15 protein-coding genes are annotated in these 16093 nt (G+C 63.2%); 10 read left to right on the plus strand and 5 right to left on the minus strand.

Annotated elements, in window-relative coordinates; translation table 11 throughout:
* Position 1 precedes the first annotated feature (1 nt).
* The 9 genes from livM to FJ426_RS23390 all read left to right on the plus strand — a co-directional run bounded on the left by livM (position 2) and on the right by FJ426_RS23390 (position 10394).
* Entirely contained in the window at positions 2-1600 is a 1599-nt protein-coding gene (gene livM / locus FJ426_RS23350) for a high-affinity branched-chain amino acid ABC transporter permease LivM (RefSeq protein ID WP_140493070.1), read from the plus strand.
* On the plus strand, positions 1600-3102 hold the full coding sequence (locus FJ426_RS23355; protein WP_140554900.1) for an ATP-binding cassette domain-containing protein: 1503 nt from the start codon (positions 1600-1602) through the stop codon (positions 3100-3102). The genes livM and FJ426_RS23355 overlap by 1 nt, the downstream gene beginning before the upstream one ends.
* Positions 3102-3830 (plus strand): ABC transporter ATP-binding protein, encoded by a 729-nt coding sequence (locus FJ426_RS23360; protein ID WP_140517530.1) that lies wholly within the window; start codon positions 3102-3104, stop codon positions 3828-3830. The genes FJ426_RS23355 and FJ426_RS23360 overlap by 1 nt, the downstream gene beginning before the upstream one ends.
* Positions 3831-3847: 17 nt before the next feature.
* On the plus strand, positions 3848-4195 hold the full coding sequence (locus FJ426_RS23365) for a DUF6867 family protein (protein WP_140493080.1): 348 nt from the start codon (positions 3848-3850) through the stop codon (positions 4193-4195).
* A 137-nt stretch (positions 4196-4332) separates the two neighbouring features.
* On the plus strand, positions 4333-5451 hold the full coding sequence (locus tag FJ426_RS23370; RefSeq protein WP_140517531.1) for a branched-chain amino acid ABC transporter substrate-binding protein: 1119 nt from the start codon (positions 4333-4335) through the stop codon (positions 5449-5451).
* Between the two features lie 276 nt (positions 5452-5727).
* On the plus strand, positions 5728-9186 hold the full coding sequence (gene pyc, locus FJ426_RS23375; RefSeq protein ID WP_140560779.1) for a pyruvate carboxylase: 3459 nt from the start codon (positions 5728-5730) through the stop codon (positions 9184-9186).
* 167 nt (positions 9187-9353) lie between these two features.
* Positions 9354-9614: a DUF2312 domain-containing protein gene (locus tag FJ426_RS23380; RefSeq protein ID WP_140493089.1), complete on the plus strand. Its 261-nt coding sequence runs from the start codon at positions 9354-9356 to the stop codon at positions 9612-9614.
* Between the two features lie 32 nt (positions 9615-9646).
* Entirely contained in the window at positions 9647-10087 is a 441-nt protein-coding gene (locus FJ426_RS23385) for a hypothetical protein (RefSeq protein WP_140517533.1), read from the plus strand.
* 7 nt (positions 10088-10094) lie between these two features.
* Positions 10095-10394: a hypothetical protein gene (locus FJ426_RS23390; RefSeq protein ID WP_140517534.1), complete on the plus strand. Its 300-nt coding sequence runs from the start codon at positions 10095-10097 to the stop codon at positions 10392-10394.
* A 62-nt stretch (positions 10395-10456) separates the two neighbouring features.
* On the opposite strand, the gene msrB is transcribed toward FJ426_RS23390, so the two are convergent.
* The 5 genes from msrB to FJ426_RS23415 all read right to left on the minus strand — a co-directional run bounded on the left by msrB (position 10457) and on the right by FJ426_RS23415 (position 14370).
* Positions 10457-10861: a peptide-methionine (R)-S-oxide reductase MsrB gene (gene msrB, locus FJ426_RS23395; protein WP_140560780.1), complete on the minus strand. Its 405-nt coding sequence runs from the start codon at positions 10859-10861 to the stop codon at positions 10457-10459.
* A 113-nt stretch (positions 10862-10974) separates the two neighbouring features.
* A complete protein-coding gene (locus tag FJ426_RS23400; RefSeq protein ID WP_140560781.1) occupies positions 10975-11772 on the minus strand; it encodes an MBL fold metallo-hydrolase in 798 nt (265 codons plus the stop codon).
* A gap of 24 nt (positions 11773-11796) precedes the next feature.
* Positions 11797-12987, minus strand: coding sequence for a VWA domain-containing protein (locus FJ426_RS23405; protein ID WP_140670706.1), 1191 nt, complete (start codon positions 12985-12987; stop codon positions 11797-11799).
* 7 nt (positions 12988-12994) lie between these two features.
* Positions 12995-13441 carry a GNAT family N-acetyltransferase gene (locus tag FJ426_RS23410; RefSeq protein ID WP_140493107.1) on the minus strand — a complete coding sequence of 149 codons (447 nt, stop codon included), beginning with the start codon at positions 13439-13441 and terminating at the stop codon, positions 12995-12997.
* A 65-nt stretch (positions 13442-13506) separates the two neighbouring features.
* A complete protein-coding gene (locus FJ426_RS23415; protein ID WP_140560783.1) occupies positions 13507-14370 on the minus strand; it encodes a LysR family transcriptional regulator in 864 nt (287 codons plus the stop codon).
* 143 nt (positions 14371-14513) lie between these two features.
* On the opposite strand from FJ426_RS23415, the gene FJ426_RS23420 reads away from it, so the two are divergent.
* Positions 14514-16076: an MFS transporter gene (locus FJ426_RS23420; RefSeq protein ID WP_246675585.1), complete on the plus strand. Its 1563-nt coding sequence runs from the start codon at positions 14514-14516 to the stop codon at positions 16074-16076.
* Positions 16077-16093 lie beyond the last annotated feature (17 nt).

The following is a 16093-nucleotide window of genomic DNA, read 5'->3' on the forward strand; positions in this document are numbered from 1 at the left end:
CATGGCCGTCACCGTATCTCCCGAGCGCGACACCGTCGCAGCCACGCCCATGCAGCGCGCCTTGCGCGAGGCCTTCTATGCCGGTGCCATCGCGCTCGGCCTGTTCGTGCTGTTCATCGGGCTCAAGACCGACCAGAACATCTCAAACGAGCTGATCCTGGTGCAGCGCTGGGGCCTGCTCGCCGCAGTGGTCATCGCCACCGCCGTCGGCCGCTTCCTCTATGTCGCCTACGGCCAGCCCTTTTTGGCCAACCAGAAGATCGCCGACGTCGCCACCGGCTTGCTGCCGGCCAGCGTGGCGTCGCGCTTCTTCCTCTTTCCAGCCTTCATCGTGGCCGTCATCGTCGCGGCGCTGCTGTTCGTCTTCAGCAGGTCTCTCGCCGGCTGGGTAGGGGCGGAGCCGGCCGGCTATCTGCAATTCCTGCGCGCCCTTGCGGTCATCTACGCGCTGGCCTGCGTGATCTACTATTTCCGCGGCTTCATCCATGCCAACTTCACAAAACTCGGCATCGCCGCACTGGTGCTCTATCCGATCATTGTCGTGGGCATGCTGTCGCTGATGTCGTGGTCGCTCGTCGGCGGGCTGCAAGGGTCGCTGAAATGGGTCGATAATTTCGGCATCCAGATCCTGATCTATGTCATGCTGGCCTGGGGGCTGAACATCGTCGTCGGTCTGGCCGGCCTGCTCGACCTCGGCTATGTCGCCTTCTATGCCGTCGGCGCCTATGCCTATGCGCTGCTCGGCACGCATTACGGCCTCTCCTTCTGGATCCTCCTGCCGGCCGCAGGCGCCATGGCCGCCTTCTGGGGCGTGCTGCTCGGCTTTCCGGTGCTGCGCCTGCGCGGCGACTACCTGGCCATCGTGACGCTTGCCTTCGGCGAGATCATCCGGCTGGTGATCATCAACTGGCGCGAGGTGACCAATGGCTCGGCCGGCATTTCCGGCATCCCGAAGGTCACCTTCTTCGGCCTGATGAGCTTCAACGTCTCGGATCCGAACTATATCGGCAAGGTGCTGAACATCGCCACATCAAGCGCCTATTACAAGATCTTCCTCTATTACCTCATCCTGGGGCTGGCGCTGCTCACCGCCTTCGTCACGGTCAGGCTGAGGCGCATGCCGGTTGGCCGCGCCTGGGAAGCCTTACGCGAGGACGAGATCGCCTGCCGCTCGCTCGGCATCAACACCACGACCACCAAGCTGACCGCCTTTGCCACCGGTGCCATGTTCGGCGGTTTTGCCGGCTCGTTCTTCGCCGCCCGGCAAGGCTTCGTCAGCCCCGAATCCTTCGTCTTCCTGGAATCGGCGATCATCCTGGCCATCGTCGTGCTTGGCGGTATGGGATCACTGGTCGGCATTGCCGTCGCGGCTCTGGTCATGATCGGCGGCACCGAGGTGCTGCGCGAACTCGACTTCCTCAAGCAGGTCTTCGGACCCGACTTCACGCCGGAACTCTACCGTATGCTGCTGTTCGGCATGGCCATGGTGATCGTCATGCTGTGGAAGCCGCGCGGCTTTGTCGGCAGCCGTGAGCCGACCGCCTTCCTCAAGGTGCGAAGGGCTGTCTCAAGTTCCTTCACCAAGGAGGGTCACGGCTGATGAACGCGAACCCCTCCATGAACGACGCCATCCTGAACGTCGAACACCTGTCGATGAAGTTCGGCGGCCTGGTCGCGATCGGCGACCTGTCCTTCACCGCCAGGCGCGGCGAGATCACCGCGCTGATCGGGCCCAACGGCGCCGGCAAGACCACCGTGTTCAACTGCATCACCGGCTTCTACAAGCCGTCGGAAGGCATGATCACTCTCACCCGGCAGGACGGCTCGATCTACCTGCTCGAACGGCTGCCCAACCATGAGATCCCGGCGCGCGCCAAGGTGGCGCGCACCTTCCAGAACATCCGCCTGTTCTCGGGCATGACGGTGCTCGAGAACCTGCTCGTTGCCCAGCACAACAAGCTGATGAAGGCTTCGGGCTATACGGTGCTCGGCCTGTTCGGCTTCAGCGGTTACCGCAAGGCCTCGGCCGAATCCGTCGAACTTGCCAAGCACTGGCTTGAGAAAGCCGATCTGGTCGACCGCGCCGACGATCCGGCCGGCGACCTGCCCTATGGCGCGCAGCGGCGCCTCGAGATCGCGCGCGCCATGTGCACCGGCCCGGAGCTTTTGTGCCTCGACGAGCCCGCCGCCGGTCTCAATCCAAAGGAATCGGCCGCGCTCAACGACCTGCTGATGGACATCAAGAACAACACCGGCACCTCGATCCTGCTGATCGAGCACGACATGTCGGTGGTCATGCAGATCTCCGATCACGTCGTGGTGCTGGAATACGGCCGCAAGATCTCCGACGGCAATCCGCAGTCGGTGCGCACCGATCCGCGCGTCATCGCGGCCTATCTCGGCGTCGACGATGAGGAGGTCGAGACCGTGCTGACCGAAGTCGGCGACGAGGACGTCATCGAGCAACTCGATACCGGTCCCGATGCCGCGCATGGTCCGGGAACATCGTCGTCCTATCTCGCCGGCCCGGTGAGCGACACGGTCGGCCACAGCGAAGGCGAGCGCATCACGGTGTCGAAGGGCGCCTCGAAGGCGGCGCAGGTCGATGCGCGGGCGGCGAGCGTTGCGGCCAAGGCTGTCGCGCCAGCACCTGCTTCGCGGACCAAGCCGGTGGCGAAGCCGGCCACCAAGGCGAGCGTCAAGACAGGGGCCAAGACGCCGGCCGCGAAGGCCGCGGGCATCTCGAACCGCCTGGCGGCGCCCCGCGGCGGCAAGGCCGACAATCTCACCCGCATCAAGGGGATCGGCGCGGTCAACGAGAAGAAGCTCAACGAACACGGCATCTTCCACTTCGACCAGATCGGCGCTTGGAAGAAGGCCGATGTCGAGGCCGTCGAAGCGTATCTCGCCTTTGACGGACGCATCGCCCGCGAAGAATGGGTCAAGCAGGCCAGGCTGCTTAGCCAGGGCAAGGACACGGAATTCTCGCGCCGCGTCGACGCCGGCAAGGTGGCGACGAGCCATGCTTCCGGTAAGCAGACAGCAAAGCCCGCGACAGGAGCGGGCAAGCCCGTTCGGGCCAAGCGCGGAGGGGGCAAGTGATGGCCGGGAAGACGCTGCTCGATATCAAGGGCGTGCAGACCTATTACGGCAACATCCGTGCGCTGAACGGCGTCGACGTCACCGTCAACGAGGGCGAGATCGTGGCGCTGATCGGCGCCAACGGCGCCGGCAAATCCACGCTGATGATGACCATTTTTGGAGCGCCACGCGCCCGCGCGGGCACCATCACCTTCGCCGGCGCCGACATCACCCAATTGCCGACGCACGAGATCGCGCGCTTGCGCATTGCCCAGTCTCCCGAAGGCCGGCGCATCTTCCCGCGCATGACGGTGATGGAAAACCTGCAGATGGGCGCCAGCCTCGACAACCTCAAGCACTATGACGAGGACGTCGAGAAGGTGTTCGTGCTGTTCCCGCGCCTGAAGGAGCGCATCGCCCAGCGCGGCGGCACGCTGTCGGGCGGCGAGCAGCAGATGCTGTCGATCGGGCGCGCGCTGATGGCGCGGCCGAAGCTGCTTCTGCTCGACGAGCCGTCGCTCGGTCTTGCGCCGCTGATCGTCAAACAGATCTTCGATGCCATTCGCGAGCTGAACCGCACGCAGGGGCTGACCGTGTTCCTGGTCGAGCAGAACGCCTTCGGCGCGCTGAAGCTGGCGACGCGCGGCTATGTCATGGTCAACGGCAATGTGACCATGAGCGGCACCGGCAAGGAACTGCTCGCCAACCCGGAAGTGCGCGCCGCCTATCTCGAAGGCGGCCATCACTGAGTTCAGGAGTCCTTACCATGCAAGGCATTCTCTACGAGGAACCGTCCATCTGGCAGTTCTTCTTCGTCACCTGCCTGCTCGGCGGCTGGGCGGCATGGATGACCGGCAAGGCCAGTGCCCAGACCTGGCGCAGCTTCGTCCAGCTGTTCGCCTATCTGCTGGGTCTCGGCATCGGCATCCGCTTCATCCATCACGCGCTGTTCAACGGCACGATGTTCTCGCTGCATTACTATGTCGTCGACACCATCGTGCTGATGATCCTCGGCTTCGTCGGCTATCAATACACACGAACCAACCAGATGGTGACACAGTATAATTGGCTCTACGAAAGAGCTTCAATCTTGAGCTGGAAACCGAAAGGTTGACGTTCATCATTAACGCCGTTTCGGGGATGAATCGGCGTGACAAGTGCCTGAAAATCGGCAAACTATGCTTTCTGCGATAAGGGTGGGCATCGCATGAAAGCTTCATCCACGCCCACTCCGTTAATGGGAGCGTTTAAATGAAAAAATCACTTTTGTCCGCCGTCGCCCTGACCGCGCTGATCGCGTTCAGCGGCAATGCGTGGGCTGATCTAATGGTCGGCGTTGCTGGCCCGATCACGGGTCCGAATGCCGCCTTCGGCGCACAGTTGCAGAAGGGCGCGGAGCAGGCGGTCGCCGACATCAATGCGGCGGGCGGCATCAACGGCGAGCAGATCAAGCTCGAAGTCGGCGACGACGTCTCCGATCCGAAGCAAGGCATCTCGGTCGCCAACAAGTTCGTCGGCGACGGCGTCAAGTTCGTGGTCGGCCACTTCAACTCGGGCGTCTCCATTCCGGCGTCGGAAGTCTACGCGGAAAACGGCATCGTCGAGATTACGCCTGCCGCGACCAACCCCCAGTTCACCGAGCGCGGCCTGTGGAACGTGTTCCGCACCTGCGGACGCGATGACCAGCAGGGCGGCATCGCCGGCGGTTATCTGGCGGCCAATTTCAAGGACGCCAAGATCGCCGTCGTGCACGACAAGACCACCTACGGCCAGGGCCTTGCCGACGAGACCAAGAAGGCTATGAACGCCAAGGGCGTGAAGGAAGTCATGTATGAAGGCGTCAATGTCGGCGACAAGGACTTCTCGGCGCTGATCGCCAAGATGAAGGAAGCCGGCGTCTCCATCATCTACTGGGGCGGCCTGCACACTGAAGCCGGCCTGATCATCCGCCAGGCGGCCGACCAGGGCCTCAAGGCGACGCTGGTTTCCGGCGACGGCATCGTGTCGAACGAACTGGCTTCGATCGCTGGCGACGCGGTCGCGGGCACACTCAACACGTTCGGCCCGGACCCTCGCCTGATCCCGGCCAACAAGGAACTGGTCGAGAAGTTCCGCGCGCAGGGATTCGAGCCGGAGGCCTATACGCTCTACGCCTACGCAGCCATGCAGGCGATCGCCGAGGCAGCCACCGCTGCCAAGTCCAACGACCCGCAGGAAGTTGCCAAGGCGCTGCATGAGAAGGGTCCGTTCAAGACCGTGCTCGGCGACCTCTCCTACGACGCCAAGGGTGACCCGACGCTGCCCGGCTACGTCATGTACGAGTGGAAGAAGGGCGACGACGGCAAGTACACCTACGTCCAGAAGATGTAAGCCTGTCCGCATTGACTTCACGGAATGCCCGGCGCCTCGCGCCGGGCATTTTCTTTTGCTGAAGCAGCGATCGCGCGTTTATTGGCTGGCGAGGATCCTCGTTTTGAGGCCAGCGGCGGCTTTCCGCTGATGTTCAGCCGTTTGGGACCACGCTCTCAAGGCGAAGACTCGGGTTTAAATCGGTTTAAACGTGCGTCAAATTTTGTTTGCACTGCAGCATTTTCACGCTAATCATGGCGCCGCTTGCTCTTCCCTTCCGCTGCTGGAGCCCAATCCTTGGCCATCACGAAGATCCTCGTCGCCAACCGGTCCGAAATCGCCATCCGCGTGTTTCGCGCGGCCAATGAACTCGGCCTCAAAACGGTGGCGATCTGGGCCGAGGAGGACAAATATTCGCTGCATCGCTTCAAGGCCGACGAGAGTTACCAGGTCGGGCGCGGGCCGCACCTCAACAAGGATATGGGGCCGATCGAAAGCTATCTCTCGATCGAGGAGGTGATCCGCGTCGCCAGGCTGTCGGGCGCCGATGCGATCCACCCCGGCTATGGACTGCTTTCGGAAAGCCCCGAATTCGCCGAGGCCTGTGCCGAAGCCGGGATCACCTTCATCGGGCCCAAGCCGGAGACGATGCGCCGGCTTGGCAACAAGGTCGCGGCGCGCAATCTGGCCATCGAGGTCGGCGTGCCTGTCATTCCCGCCACCGATCCGTTGCCGGACGACATGGAGGCGTTCAAGAAACTTGCCACGGAGATCGGCTATCCCCTGATGCTGAAGGCTTCGTGGGGCGGCGGCGGCCGCGGCATGCGCGCCATCCGAGCCGAGGCCGATCTCGCCCGCGAGGTCACGGAGGGCAAGCGCGAGGCGAAAGCCGCCTTCGGCAAGGACGAGGTCTATCTCGAAAAGCTGATCGAGCGCGCCCGCCATGTCGAAGTGCAGATCCTGGGCGATACCAGTGGCAATGCGGTGCATCTGTTCGAGCGCGACTGCTCGATCCAGCGCCGCAACCAGAAGGTCGTCGAGCGGGCGCCCGCGCCCTATCTCAGCGAGGAGCTGCGCCAGGAGCTGTGCGGCCATGCGCTGAAGATCGCGCGCGAAACCAGCTATATCGGCGCCGGCACGGTCGAGTTCCTGCAGGACGCCGACACCGGCAAGTTCTATTTCATCGAGGTCAATCCGCGCATCCAGGTCGAGCACACCGTCACCGAACAGGTGACGGGCATCGACATCGTCAAGGCGCAGATCCACATTCTCGACGGCTTCGCCATCGGCACGCCGGAATCGGGCGTTCCGGCACAAAAGGACATCAGGCTGAACGGCCACGCGCTGCAGTGCCGCATCACCACCGAGGATCCCGAGCACAATTTCATCCCGGACTATGGCCGCATCACTGCCTATCGCGGCGCCACCGGCTTCGGTATCCGCCTCGATGGCGGCACCGCCTATTCGGGCGCGGTCATTACCCGCTTCTATGACCCGTTGCTGGAAAAGGTGACCGCATGGGCGCCGACGCCGGCCGAGACCATCGCACGCATGAACCGGGCGCTGCGCGAATTCCGCATCCGCGGCGTGGCCACAAACCTGACTTTCCTCGAAGCGATCATCAATCACCCGAACTTCGCCGACAATTCCTACACGACCAAGTTCATCGACACGACGCCGGAGCTGTTCGAGCAGGTCAAGCGCCAGGACCGCGCCACGAAGCTGCTCAACTATCTTGCCGACGTCAGCGTCAACGGCCATCCCGAGACGCGCGGCCGGCCGCAGCCGAAAGCCGATGCCGCCGCACCCGTGGTGCCCTACCTCAACGGCAATGTGCCCGGCGGCAGCAAGCAGAAGCTTGACGTGCTCGGTCCGGAAAAATTCGCCGCCTGGATGCGCACGCAAAAAGAGGTGCTGGTCACCGACACGACGATGCGCGACGGCCATCAATCCCTGCTGGCGACGCGTGTGCGCACGCACGACATCGCCGGCATAGCGGGCACCTATGCGCGTGCCCTGCCGCAGTTGCTTTCGCTTGAATGCTGGGGCGGCGCCACTTTCGACGTCGCCATGCGCTTTCTCACCGAGGATCCCTGGGAGCGGCTCTCGCTGGTACGCGAGGCGGCGCCCAACCTCCTGCTGCAGATGCTTCTGCGGGGCGCCAACGGCGTCGGCTACACCAACTATCCCGACAATGTCGTGCAGCATTTCGTCAAACAGGCGGCATCAGGCGGCATCGACCTGTTCCGGGTGTTCGACTGCCTGAACTGGGTCGAGAACATGCGCGTCGCCATGGACGCGGTCGGCGCCGAGGGGAAGCTGATCGAGGCCGCGATCTGCTACACCGGCGATATTCTCGATCCCACGCGGGCGAAGTACGACCTGAAATATTATGTCGGGCTGGCGAAAGAGCTCGAGGCGGCCGGCGCCCATATCATAGCGGTCAAGGACATGGCCGGGCTGTTGAAGCCGAGCGCCGCGCGCGTGCTGTTCAAGGCGCTGCGCGAAGCGACAGACCTGCCCATCCATTTCCACACACACGATACATCGGGGCTCTCAGCGGCAACGGTTCTGGCGGCGGTAGAGAGCGGCGTCGACGCCATCGACGCGGCGATGGATGCGTTCTCCGGCAACACCTCGCAGCCCTGCCTCGGCTCTATCGTCGAGGCGCTGAAGGGCACCGAGCGCGATCCCGGGCTCGACCCGCAATGGATCCGGAGGATCTCCTTCTATTGGGAAGCGGTGCGCAACCAGTATGCCGCCTTCGAAAGCGACCTCAAGGGGCCGGCGTCCGAAGTTTACCTGCACGAGATGCCGGGCGGACAGTTCACGAACCTCAAGGAACAGGCGCGTTCGCTTGGGCTGGAGACGCGCTGGCACGAGGTGGCGCAGACCTATCACGACGTCAATCTGATGTTCGGCGACATCGTCAAGGTGACCCCGTCGTCCAAGGTGGTCGGCGACATGGCGCTGATGATGGTCAGCCAGGATCTCACCGTCGCCGACGTCGAGAACCCGGCGAGGGACATCGCCTTCCCGGACTCGGTCGTCTCGATGCTGCGCGGCGATCTCGGCCAGTCGCCTGGCGGCTGGCCGCAGGCGCTGCAGAAGAAAGTGCTGAAGGGCGACAGGCCGATCACGGCGCGGCCGGGCTCGCTGCTGAAGCCGGCAGACCTCAAGGCCAGCCGCAAGGAGATCGAACGGAAGCTCGAGCGCAAGCTCAGCGAATACGAGTTCGCTTCCTGGCTGATGTATCCGAAGGTCTTCTCGGACTTCGCGGCCGCGCAGGAAACCTACGGTCCCGTCAGCGTGCTGCCGACGCCGACCTATTTCTACGGCATGAAGCCCGAAGACGAGGTGTTCGTGGACATCGAGAAGGGCAAGACGCTGGTCGTGCGCTGCCAAGCGATCGGCGACGTGGACGACAAGGGCATGGTCACCGTGTTCTTCGAACTCAACGGCCAGCCGCGCCGCGTCAAGGTGCCCGACCGGGCGCATGGCGCGTCCGCCGCCAAGGCAAGGCGCAAGGCCGAACCCGGCAACGAGGCGCATGTCGGAGCGCCGATGCCGGGCGTCGTCTCGGCGCTCGCGGTGGCCGCCGGCCAGGCCGTCAAGGCCGGCGACGTGCTGCTCTCCATCGAAGCGATGAAGATGGAAACGGCGCTGCATGCCGAGCGTGACGGCACGGTCGCCGAGGTGCTGGTCAAGGCCGGCGACCAGATCGATGCCAAGGACCTGCTGATCGCCTTCAATTGAGAGCTCGCAAGAGAGAGGCACAGACTGTCGGCTTCTGTCGGCAGCCCTGACGGCCTGTTCGATAACCGCTTGACCCGCGGTCCCTGGTCGGGCATCGAACCGCAGAAATTTGCGGCGGCACGGTTCCCCCGAGTCGCGGCGAAGCACCGATTTTTTTGGAGAAAAACATGGCCGACGATATCACAGAGACCAGCCAGACTGTTGCCGCCGGCCAGTTGCGTGCCTTCATCGAGCGCATCGAGCGGCTCGAGGAGGAAAAGAAGACCATTTCCGACGACATCAAGGAAGTGTTCGCCGAGGCCAAGGGCACCGGCTTCGACACCAAGGCGATGCGCGCGATCATCCGGCTGCGCAAGAAGGACCAGGCCGAGCGCCAGGAGGAGGAGTCCATCCTGGACCTCTACAAGGCCGCCCTCGGCATGGTGTAAGGCGAGGCATCTCGTGACGTCCGGGGTCGGCGATGAGTGAGTTCGACTTCGGCGGCCGAAGGGCCTCGGAGTTCCGCCAACGCGGCTTCTGGACGCTGTTTGCCGAGCGTCACCCGGAAGAAAGAACCCGGCTGGCGAGGCGAGGGCCCTGGTTCTGGCAGCGCGGGCTGCCGGAATTTGCGCTGGTGCTCTCCATGTACGTGGCGCCGAGCGAGAATGTGGTCGGCGTCTTCTTCGGCCGTAACGAGAAGCTTGGCGCAACCGACGTCTGGGTGCGCCTCAAGCCGTTTCAGCCGGCGATCGAGGAACGGCTGAAGCTCAGGCCGGAGCAGAGCGCACAAAACCTCGGCATCAATTCACAGTGGCGGGTCAACTGCTTTGCCGAGGACAATTGGCCGGCCATGACGGACTGGCTGGTGACCGAATGCTCGCGGTTCGAGTGCGCTGTCACCGAAGTTCTGGGACAGGGATAGGCCGCCGATGCTCGCGGATTTCTTCCGCTCGCGTTGGGATGGCCAGGTGCGGCTCGACCGGCTGTTCTGGCGCGATATGGTGCTCGTCGGCACGGCGATCAACATTGCATCGTCCGTGGCGGCGCTCATTCTGCTGGGGGTGAAGACGCCGCTCGGTCTTGTGCTGGCGGTGCATTTCGCGCCGGTGCCCTACAACATCTTCCTGACCTCGGCCGTCTGGCGGACGGCGGAGCGAACCGGGGGCGCCAAGGCCTCCCTTGCTATGCTGGGTTCGGCGCTCTGGCTGATCGCAACAGTCGTCGTCTGACAATGCTGCACGAAAAAGGCGGCCGAGGCCGCCCTTCGCAGGAAGCGTTGGCGAGGCCGCGCTCAGGCCGCCGGCTCGAATCTCAGCGCCACACCGTTGATGCAGTAGCGCAGCCCGGTCGGCGGCGGGCCGTCCTCGAAGACGTGGCCGAGATGGCTGCCGCAGCGAGCGCAATGGCATTCCGTGCGGACCATGCCGTAGCTGCGGTCGGTCGTGGTCTCGATGGAACCGGGAACGGGGTCGTTGAAGCTCGGCCAGCCGGTGCCGCTCTCGAACTTCAGCTTGGATTCGAACAGCGGCTGGTCGCAGCCGACGCAAAAGAAGGTGCCGGCGCGCTTTTCGTGAAGCAGCGCACAGCTGCCCGGGCGTTCGGTGCCATGGTTGCGCATGACGGCATATTGCTCAGGCGTCAGCCGGGCGCGCCATTCGGCGTCGGTGCGGGTGACGGGATAGGTGTGGGTGTCCATGCAGAAAACTCCTCGGCCTTGACGGCTCATTGTTGATTGCAATCTCTATTCGCAACAAGATAGGCGTTTGTTACGAGATTTGCCCGCATTTTCGAGCGTGCCGCCTGCGCTCCTCACGCGATCGCCGTGAGATAGCGCGCAACGGAGGCCGCCAGCGCCTGTTTCGCGCCACCGATAACGTTCTGGTTCCACCACGCGCCGTAGATGTCATCGAATGTGAAAGGCTCCAGCGCGGCCGCGATGCGGCGCACGGCGGCCGCATTGAGCGGGATGTAGTTGGGATAGCTGTACATGAAGCTGACGTGGCGGCGGGTCGGCGTCACCTGCAAGATATCGCCGGCCAGGAGAGCATTGCCGCCTTCGCGCTTCCAGTGCAGCACCTGGCCGCCGGCAAAGTGGCCGCCGCAGCGGATGAGCGTCAACGCCGGGTTCAGGTCCAGTGTCTCGCCTTGCCAGCTGACGATCGACGGGTGTGGCCGCATGATCCACTGCCGGTCGTCGTCATGGAGATAGATCGGCACGCCGCCAAACGCCTCGCTCCATTCGACCATCACCGAATAGTAGTGGCAGTGCGAGATGGCGATCCCGGCAAGGCCGCCGCGGCGATTGATCTCGGCCACCGCCTCGTCGGTCACCATCGAGATGCAGTCCCACAGCACATTGCCGTGCGGCGTCTGCGCCAGCAGCGCTCGCTGACCGATGGCGAAGCGCGGCTCGATGCCGAAGGCGAGCACGCCGGCATCATCCTTCATCACGATCCGATGCCCGGCGGCGAGCTCTTCCGGTGTGATCCAGGCCTGGCCTTCCCAGCGCACATATTGCCGCTCGTCCTCGCAGATCGGACAATGCCGAGGCGGCGCTTCGCTCTGCGCGAACTGGACGCCGCATTGCAGGCAGAGGAAACAGGTCATGGAACCTCCCGTCATTGTCCCGGCTTAGTGCTTGCGCGACAATTGCCTGGTGGCGCCTTCCAACCCGGCCAGCGTCAGCGGAAACATGCGGCCGCCGAACATGTCGCGGATCATAGCGATCGAATGGGTGAAACCCCAGTTCTTCTGGCTCTCGGGGTTTAGCCATACCGCGTTCGGCCACTGCCGCAGCAGACGGCCGAGCCAGACGGCGCCCGCCTCCGGATTCCAGTGCTCGACCGAGCCGCCGGGATGCGCGATTTCGTAAGGGCTCATCGAGGCATCGCCGACCACGATCACCTTGTAGTCAGGTCCATATTTGTGGAGGAGATCGAAGGTCGGGATCGTATCGGCATGGCGGCGGCGATTGTCCTTCCACACGCCCTCGTAGAGGCAGTTGTGGAAATAAAAATATTCGAGCTGGCGGAATTCGGCGCGGGCGGCCGAGAACAATTCCTCGACGCTTCTGATGTGGTCGTCCATCGAGCCGCCGACATCGAAGAACATCAAAAGCTTCACCGCGTTGCGCCGCTCTGGCCGCGTCTTGACGTCGAGATAACCGTGCTCGGCGGTGGCGTGGATGGTGCCGGGCAGGTCGAACTCCTCCTCGGCGCCTTCACGCACCCAGCGGCGCAGCCGCTTCAGCGCGATCTTGATGTTGCGGGTGCCGAGCTCGACGGCGTCGTCGAAATTCCTGAACTCGCGCCTGTCCCAGACCTTCACGGCCCGGCGGTTGCGGCTCTCATGCTGGCCGATGCGCACGCCTTCGGGATTGTAGCCATAGGCGCCGAAAGGCGAGGTGCCGCCAGTGCCGATCCATTTCGAGCCGCCTTGGTGGCGGCCTTTCTGCTCCTCGAGCCGCTGCTTCAGCGTCTCCATCAGCTTCTCGAAACCGCCGAGCGCCGCGACCAGCTTTTTCTCTTCCTCGGTCAGGTGCTTTTCGGCCAGCCGGCGCAGCCATTCCTCGGGGATATCAGCGACGTTGACGGCATTCGGACCGCTGAGCGCCTCCACACCCTTGAAGACATGCGCGAACACCTGGTCGAAGCGGTCGATATGGCACTCGTCCTTCACCAGCGCGGCGCGAGCGAGGTAGTAAAAACCTTCGACGTCATAGTCGACCAGCCCGGCTTCCAACCCCTCCAGCAGCAACAGGTATTCCCGCAAAGAGACGGGAACGCGTGCAGCCTTCAGTTCGAGGAAGAAGGGGATGAACATTTTCTGTCTATAAGAGGTCGTACTCGATGAAGCCGGTGCGGCGCGCGACATGGTCATAGAGCTTGCGCGCCGTGGCGTTGGTTTCGTGCGTCATCCAGTAGACATTCCTGACGCCGATCTTGCCGGCTTCCTGCTTCACGGCTTCGATCAGCGCAGCGCCAATCCCCTTGCCGCGCACTTCGGGGTCGGCGAACAGATCCTGCAAGTAGCAGTTGTTCTTCTCGGACCAGCAAGAGCGATGGTACAGGTAGTGGGTGAGGCCGACAGCCTTGCCGTCGAGGAGGGCGATGAAGCCCTTCGGTTCGAACTCGCCTTGCGTGAACAGGCGCTTCCAGGTGACCTCGTAGACCTCTTGCGGCAGCTTCGTCTCGTAGAAAGCAAGGTAAGCGGTCCAAAGCCGGCGCCAGTCGGCGTGGTCGGATTCTGTGAGCGGGCGGATAGTGATCTCGGCCATTTCGTTCCCTCTGAAGTCTGGAACCCAATCCATACCAACAGAATCGGGATCAGGAACACCCTTGCCTATCCCGCCGGCGAATTATACTCGCGAAAAGCGGTCGCGAGCATGTGCAGCGCCTCTCGTGCCCTTGGCGCCAAGCCGTGCGAATGCAAAACGATCTCGGAAGGGGGAATTGGCGGCAGGCCGAGTTTGCGGCCCACCTCGACCAGGCCGGGCGGCGCGACACGGTAGGCGAGCGCAGCGACGGCGAAGCCGGCCGACACCGCGATATTGACGGCTGCGCCGCCGCCGCCCACGAAAGCCTCGTTCCAGGCAATGCCTGCCTTATCCAGCGTCTCGACAGCTCTCACGCGGTCAGGGCAATTGCATACGGTGCTTAGCAGCGCCAAGCGCAATGGCGTTCCCGGCCGCCATTCGAAGGCCGGGGCGGCGAACCAGCCATAATGGGTGCGCGACAAGGCTTCGCCGCGGCGGCTGTCGTCTTCCTGATGGACAATCACCGCATCGAGCTCACCGCGATCGAAAGCCTCCTCCAGCATGGAGCTCGTATCGATCCTGATGTTGAGCGCGAGCGACGGATCATGGGCATGCAACTGGGCTATCAATATGGACAGCTCGGGCCCGGCGACGTGATCGACAAAGCCGAGAGCAAGCCGACACGGCGCGTCGGAAAATTCCGTGACGGCTCGTTCGTGGGAGGCAAGGAATTCACGCGCCGCCGGGAGAAAAGCCGCTCCCCTTGCCGAGAGGGCCACGCGGCGCGGCGTTCGTTCGATCAGACGCGCGCCGAGCTTCTCTTCCAGCCGACGCAGCTTGACGCTGATCGTCGCCTGGGTGCTGCCCAGCGCGGCAGCCGCACGCGTGAAGCTCTGCAGGTCGGCCACCATGACGAAGGTCCGCACGGCATCGACATCAAGACTGGTCATCTCTAATCATTCCATTTTGTCATTTCTGAAATAGAAATGCATAGTCTTTTTTCATGATCGGAAGCCATTTAAGTCATGTCGACCGCTGTGTGAAGAGCGACGCTCGCAGCCACTTCCGAATGCTCCGACTGAAAGTGACCGACATGACGTTTCCAATCGACCGAAACACCGTTGCTCTTGCGGGGGTCTGCCTCGCCTCGCTGCTGTTCGGCCTCGAAATCTCCAGCGTCCCGGTGATCCTGCCGAAACTGGAAACCGTGCTTGGCGCTGATTTCAAGGATCTGCAATGGATCATGAATGCCTACACCATTGCCTGCACCACGGTGTTGATGGCGACGGGGACATTGGCCGACCGTCTCGGCCGCAAACGCGTGATGGTGGGCACCACCGTCGCCTTTGGCCTCGCCTCCCTGCTATGCGGTCTCGCAACGAGCGCTCCGCTGCTGATCATCGCCCGGTTTCTTCAGGGCCTGGCGGGCGGAGCGATGTTTACCTGCAGCGTGGCGGTGTTGTCCCACCAGTTTCAAGACGGCAGTGAACGCGGCAAAGCCTTCGTCGCCTGGAGCGTCGTCTCGGGCATCGGCCTTGGCTTCGGCCCCGCCATTGGCGGATTGATTGTGACGCTGTCGAGTTGGCAATGGGTGTTCCTCATCCATGTGCCGCTTGCCGTTCTTGCCTTGGCTTTCATCGGCGCCGGTGTCACCGAATCGCGCGATCGCAACGCGCAGAAGCTTGACCGGGCCGGCATATTGACACTGTCGTTCGCGGTGTTCGGCTTCTCCTATCTGATCACGCAAGGGGCCGATCTGGGCGCTGGCGCGCGCATCGGCGTGGCAAGCGCGGCCGTGCTGGCCTTCGTCGCGTTCCTCGTAGCCGAGAAGATCAATCCCTATCCGATGTTCGATTTCTCCGTTTTCCGCATCCGCCAATTCTCGGGAGCGATCATGGGCGGCATCGGCATGAATTTCAGCTACTGGCCGTTCATCATCTATCTGCCGATCTATTTTTCGAGGGTCCTCGGTTACGACAGCACCACGACCGGGCTGTTGCTGCTCGTCTACACGCTACCCTTCATGCTGATGCCGTCGATCGCCGAGCGCCTGCGGGCACGCTATCAGGCGCGGGTGGCGATCCCGCTCGGCTTGTTGACATTGGGGGTCGGTTTCATCGCCATGTGGATAGGTTCCGGGCTCGAGGGCAACTGGCTGACCATGCTGCCCGGCACGCTGATCGCCGGCATCGGCATCGGCCTGACCAATTCGCCGACCACCAACACCACGACCGGCTCGGTGTCACCCGATCGTGCCGGCATGGCGTCCGGCATCGATATCAGTGCGCGGCTGATCACCCTTGCCATCAACATCGCGGTGCTGGGACTGCTGCTGACGCAAGGGATCGTTTCTTATCTGCGCAATGCCTTCGGCACGGCTATCGACCCGAACGAACTGCGCGCCCTGGCAGAGAAGATCGCAGCCGGCAATCTCGACGGCCTGGCGCAATACTCGCCCAAGCTTGCGACCCTCGACCCGACGGGCGCCATCGTTCATGCCTCCCTGGTCAACGGTTTTGGCTGGGTCATGCTCTATAGCGGGATCGGCGTTCTGGCTCTTGCCGTCATCAGCTTTGCTATCTTCGGTCCAAAACATGTCGCGCCGCAGCAGCGAAGCGGGCGTCCTGCGCAGGGTGCTGGCAAGGTGCGCTCCTAGCAATGCCTTGCGGCTCG

The sequence above is a fragment of the Mesorhizobium sp. B2-6-4 genome (genome assembly GCF_006441495.1).
In the GTDB taxonomy this organism is placed as follows: domain Bacteria; phylum Pseudomonadota; class Alphaproteobacteria; order Rhizobiales; family Rhizobiaceae; genus Mesorhizobium.

Bases quoted from the DNA above. Each gene is read 5' to 3' on its own strand.
- livM (WP_140493070.1), top strand. From the start codon at position 2: ATGGCCGTCACCGTATCTCCCGAGCGCGACACCGTCGCAGCCACGCCC.
- FJ426_RS23355 (WP_140554900.1), top strand. From the start codon at position 1,600: ATGAACGCGAACCCCTCCATGAACGACGCCATCCTGAACGTCGAACAC.
- FJ426_RS23360 (WP_140517530.1), top strand. From the start codon at position 3,102: ATGGCCGGGAAGACGCTGCTCGATATCAAGGGCGTGCAGACCTATTAC.
- FJ426_RS23365 (WP_140493080.1), top strand. From the start codon at position 3,848: ATGCAAGGCATTCTCTACGAGGAACCGTCCATCTGGCAGTTCTTCTTC.
- FJ426_RS23370 (WP_140517531.1), top strand. From the start codon at position 4,333: ATGAAAAAATCACTTTTGTCCGCCGTCGCCCTGACCGCGCTGATCGCG.
- FJ426_RS23380 (WP_140493089.1), top strand. From the start codon at position 9,354: ATGGCCGACGATATCACAGAGACCAGCCAGACTGTTGCCGCCGGCCAG.
- FJ426_RS23385 (WP_140517533.1), top strand. From the start codon at position 9,647: ATGAGTGAGTTCGACTTCGGCGGCCGAAGGGCCTCGGAGTTCCGCCAA.
- FJ426_RS23390 (WP_140517534.1), top strand. From the start codon at position 10,095: ATGCTCGCGGATTTCTTCCGCTCGCGTTGGGATGGCCAGGTGCGGCTC.
- msrB (WP_140560780.1), bottom strand. From the start codon at position 10,861: ATGGACACCCACACCTATCCCGTCACCCGCACCGACGCCGAATGGCGC.
- FJ426_RS23400 (WP_140560781.1), bottom strand. From the start codon at position 11,772: ATGACCTGTTTCCTCTGCCTGCAATGCGGCGTCCAGTTCGCGCAGAGC.
- FJ426_RS23405 (WP_140670706.1), bottom strand. From the start codon at position 12,987: ATGTTCATCCCCTTCTTCCTCGAACTGAAGGCTGCACGCGTTCCCGTC.
- FJ426_RS23410 (WP_140493107.1), bottom strand. From the start codon at position 13,441: ATGGCCGAGATCACTATCCGCCCGCTCACAGAATCCGACCACGCCGAC.
- FJ426_RS23415 (WP_140560783.1), bottom strand. From the start codon at position 14,370: ATGACCAGTCTTGATGTCGATGCCGTGCGGACCTTCGTCATGGTGGCC.
- FJ426_RS23420 (WP_246675585.1), top strand. From the start codon at position 14,514: ATGACGTTTCCAATCGACCGAAACACCGTTGCTCTTGCGGGGGTCTGC.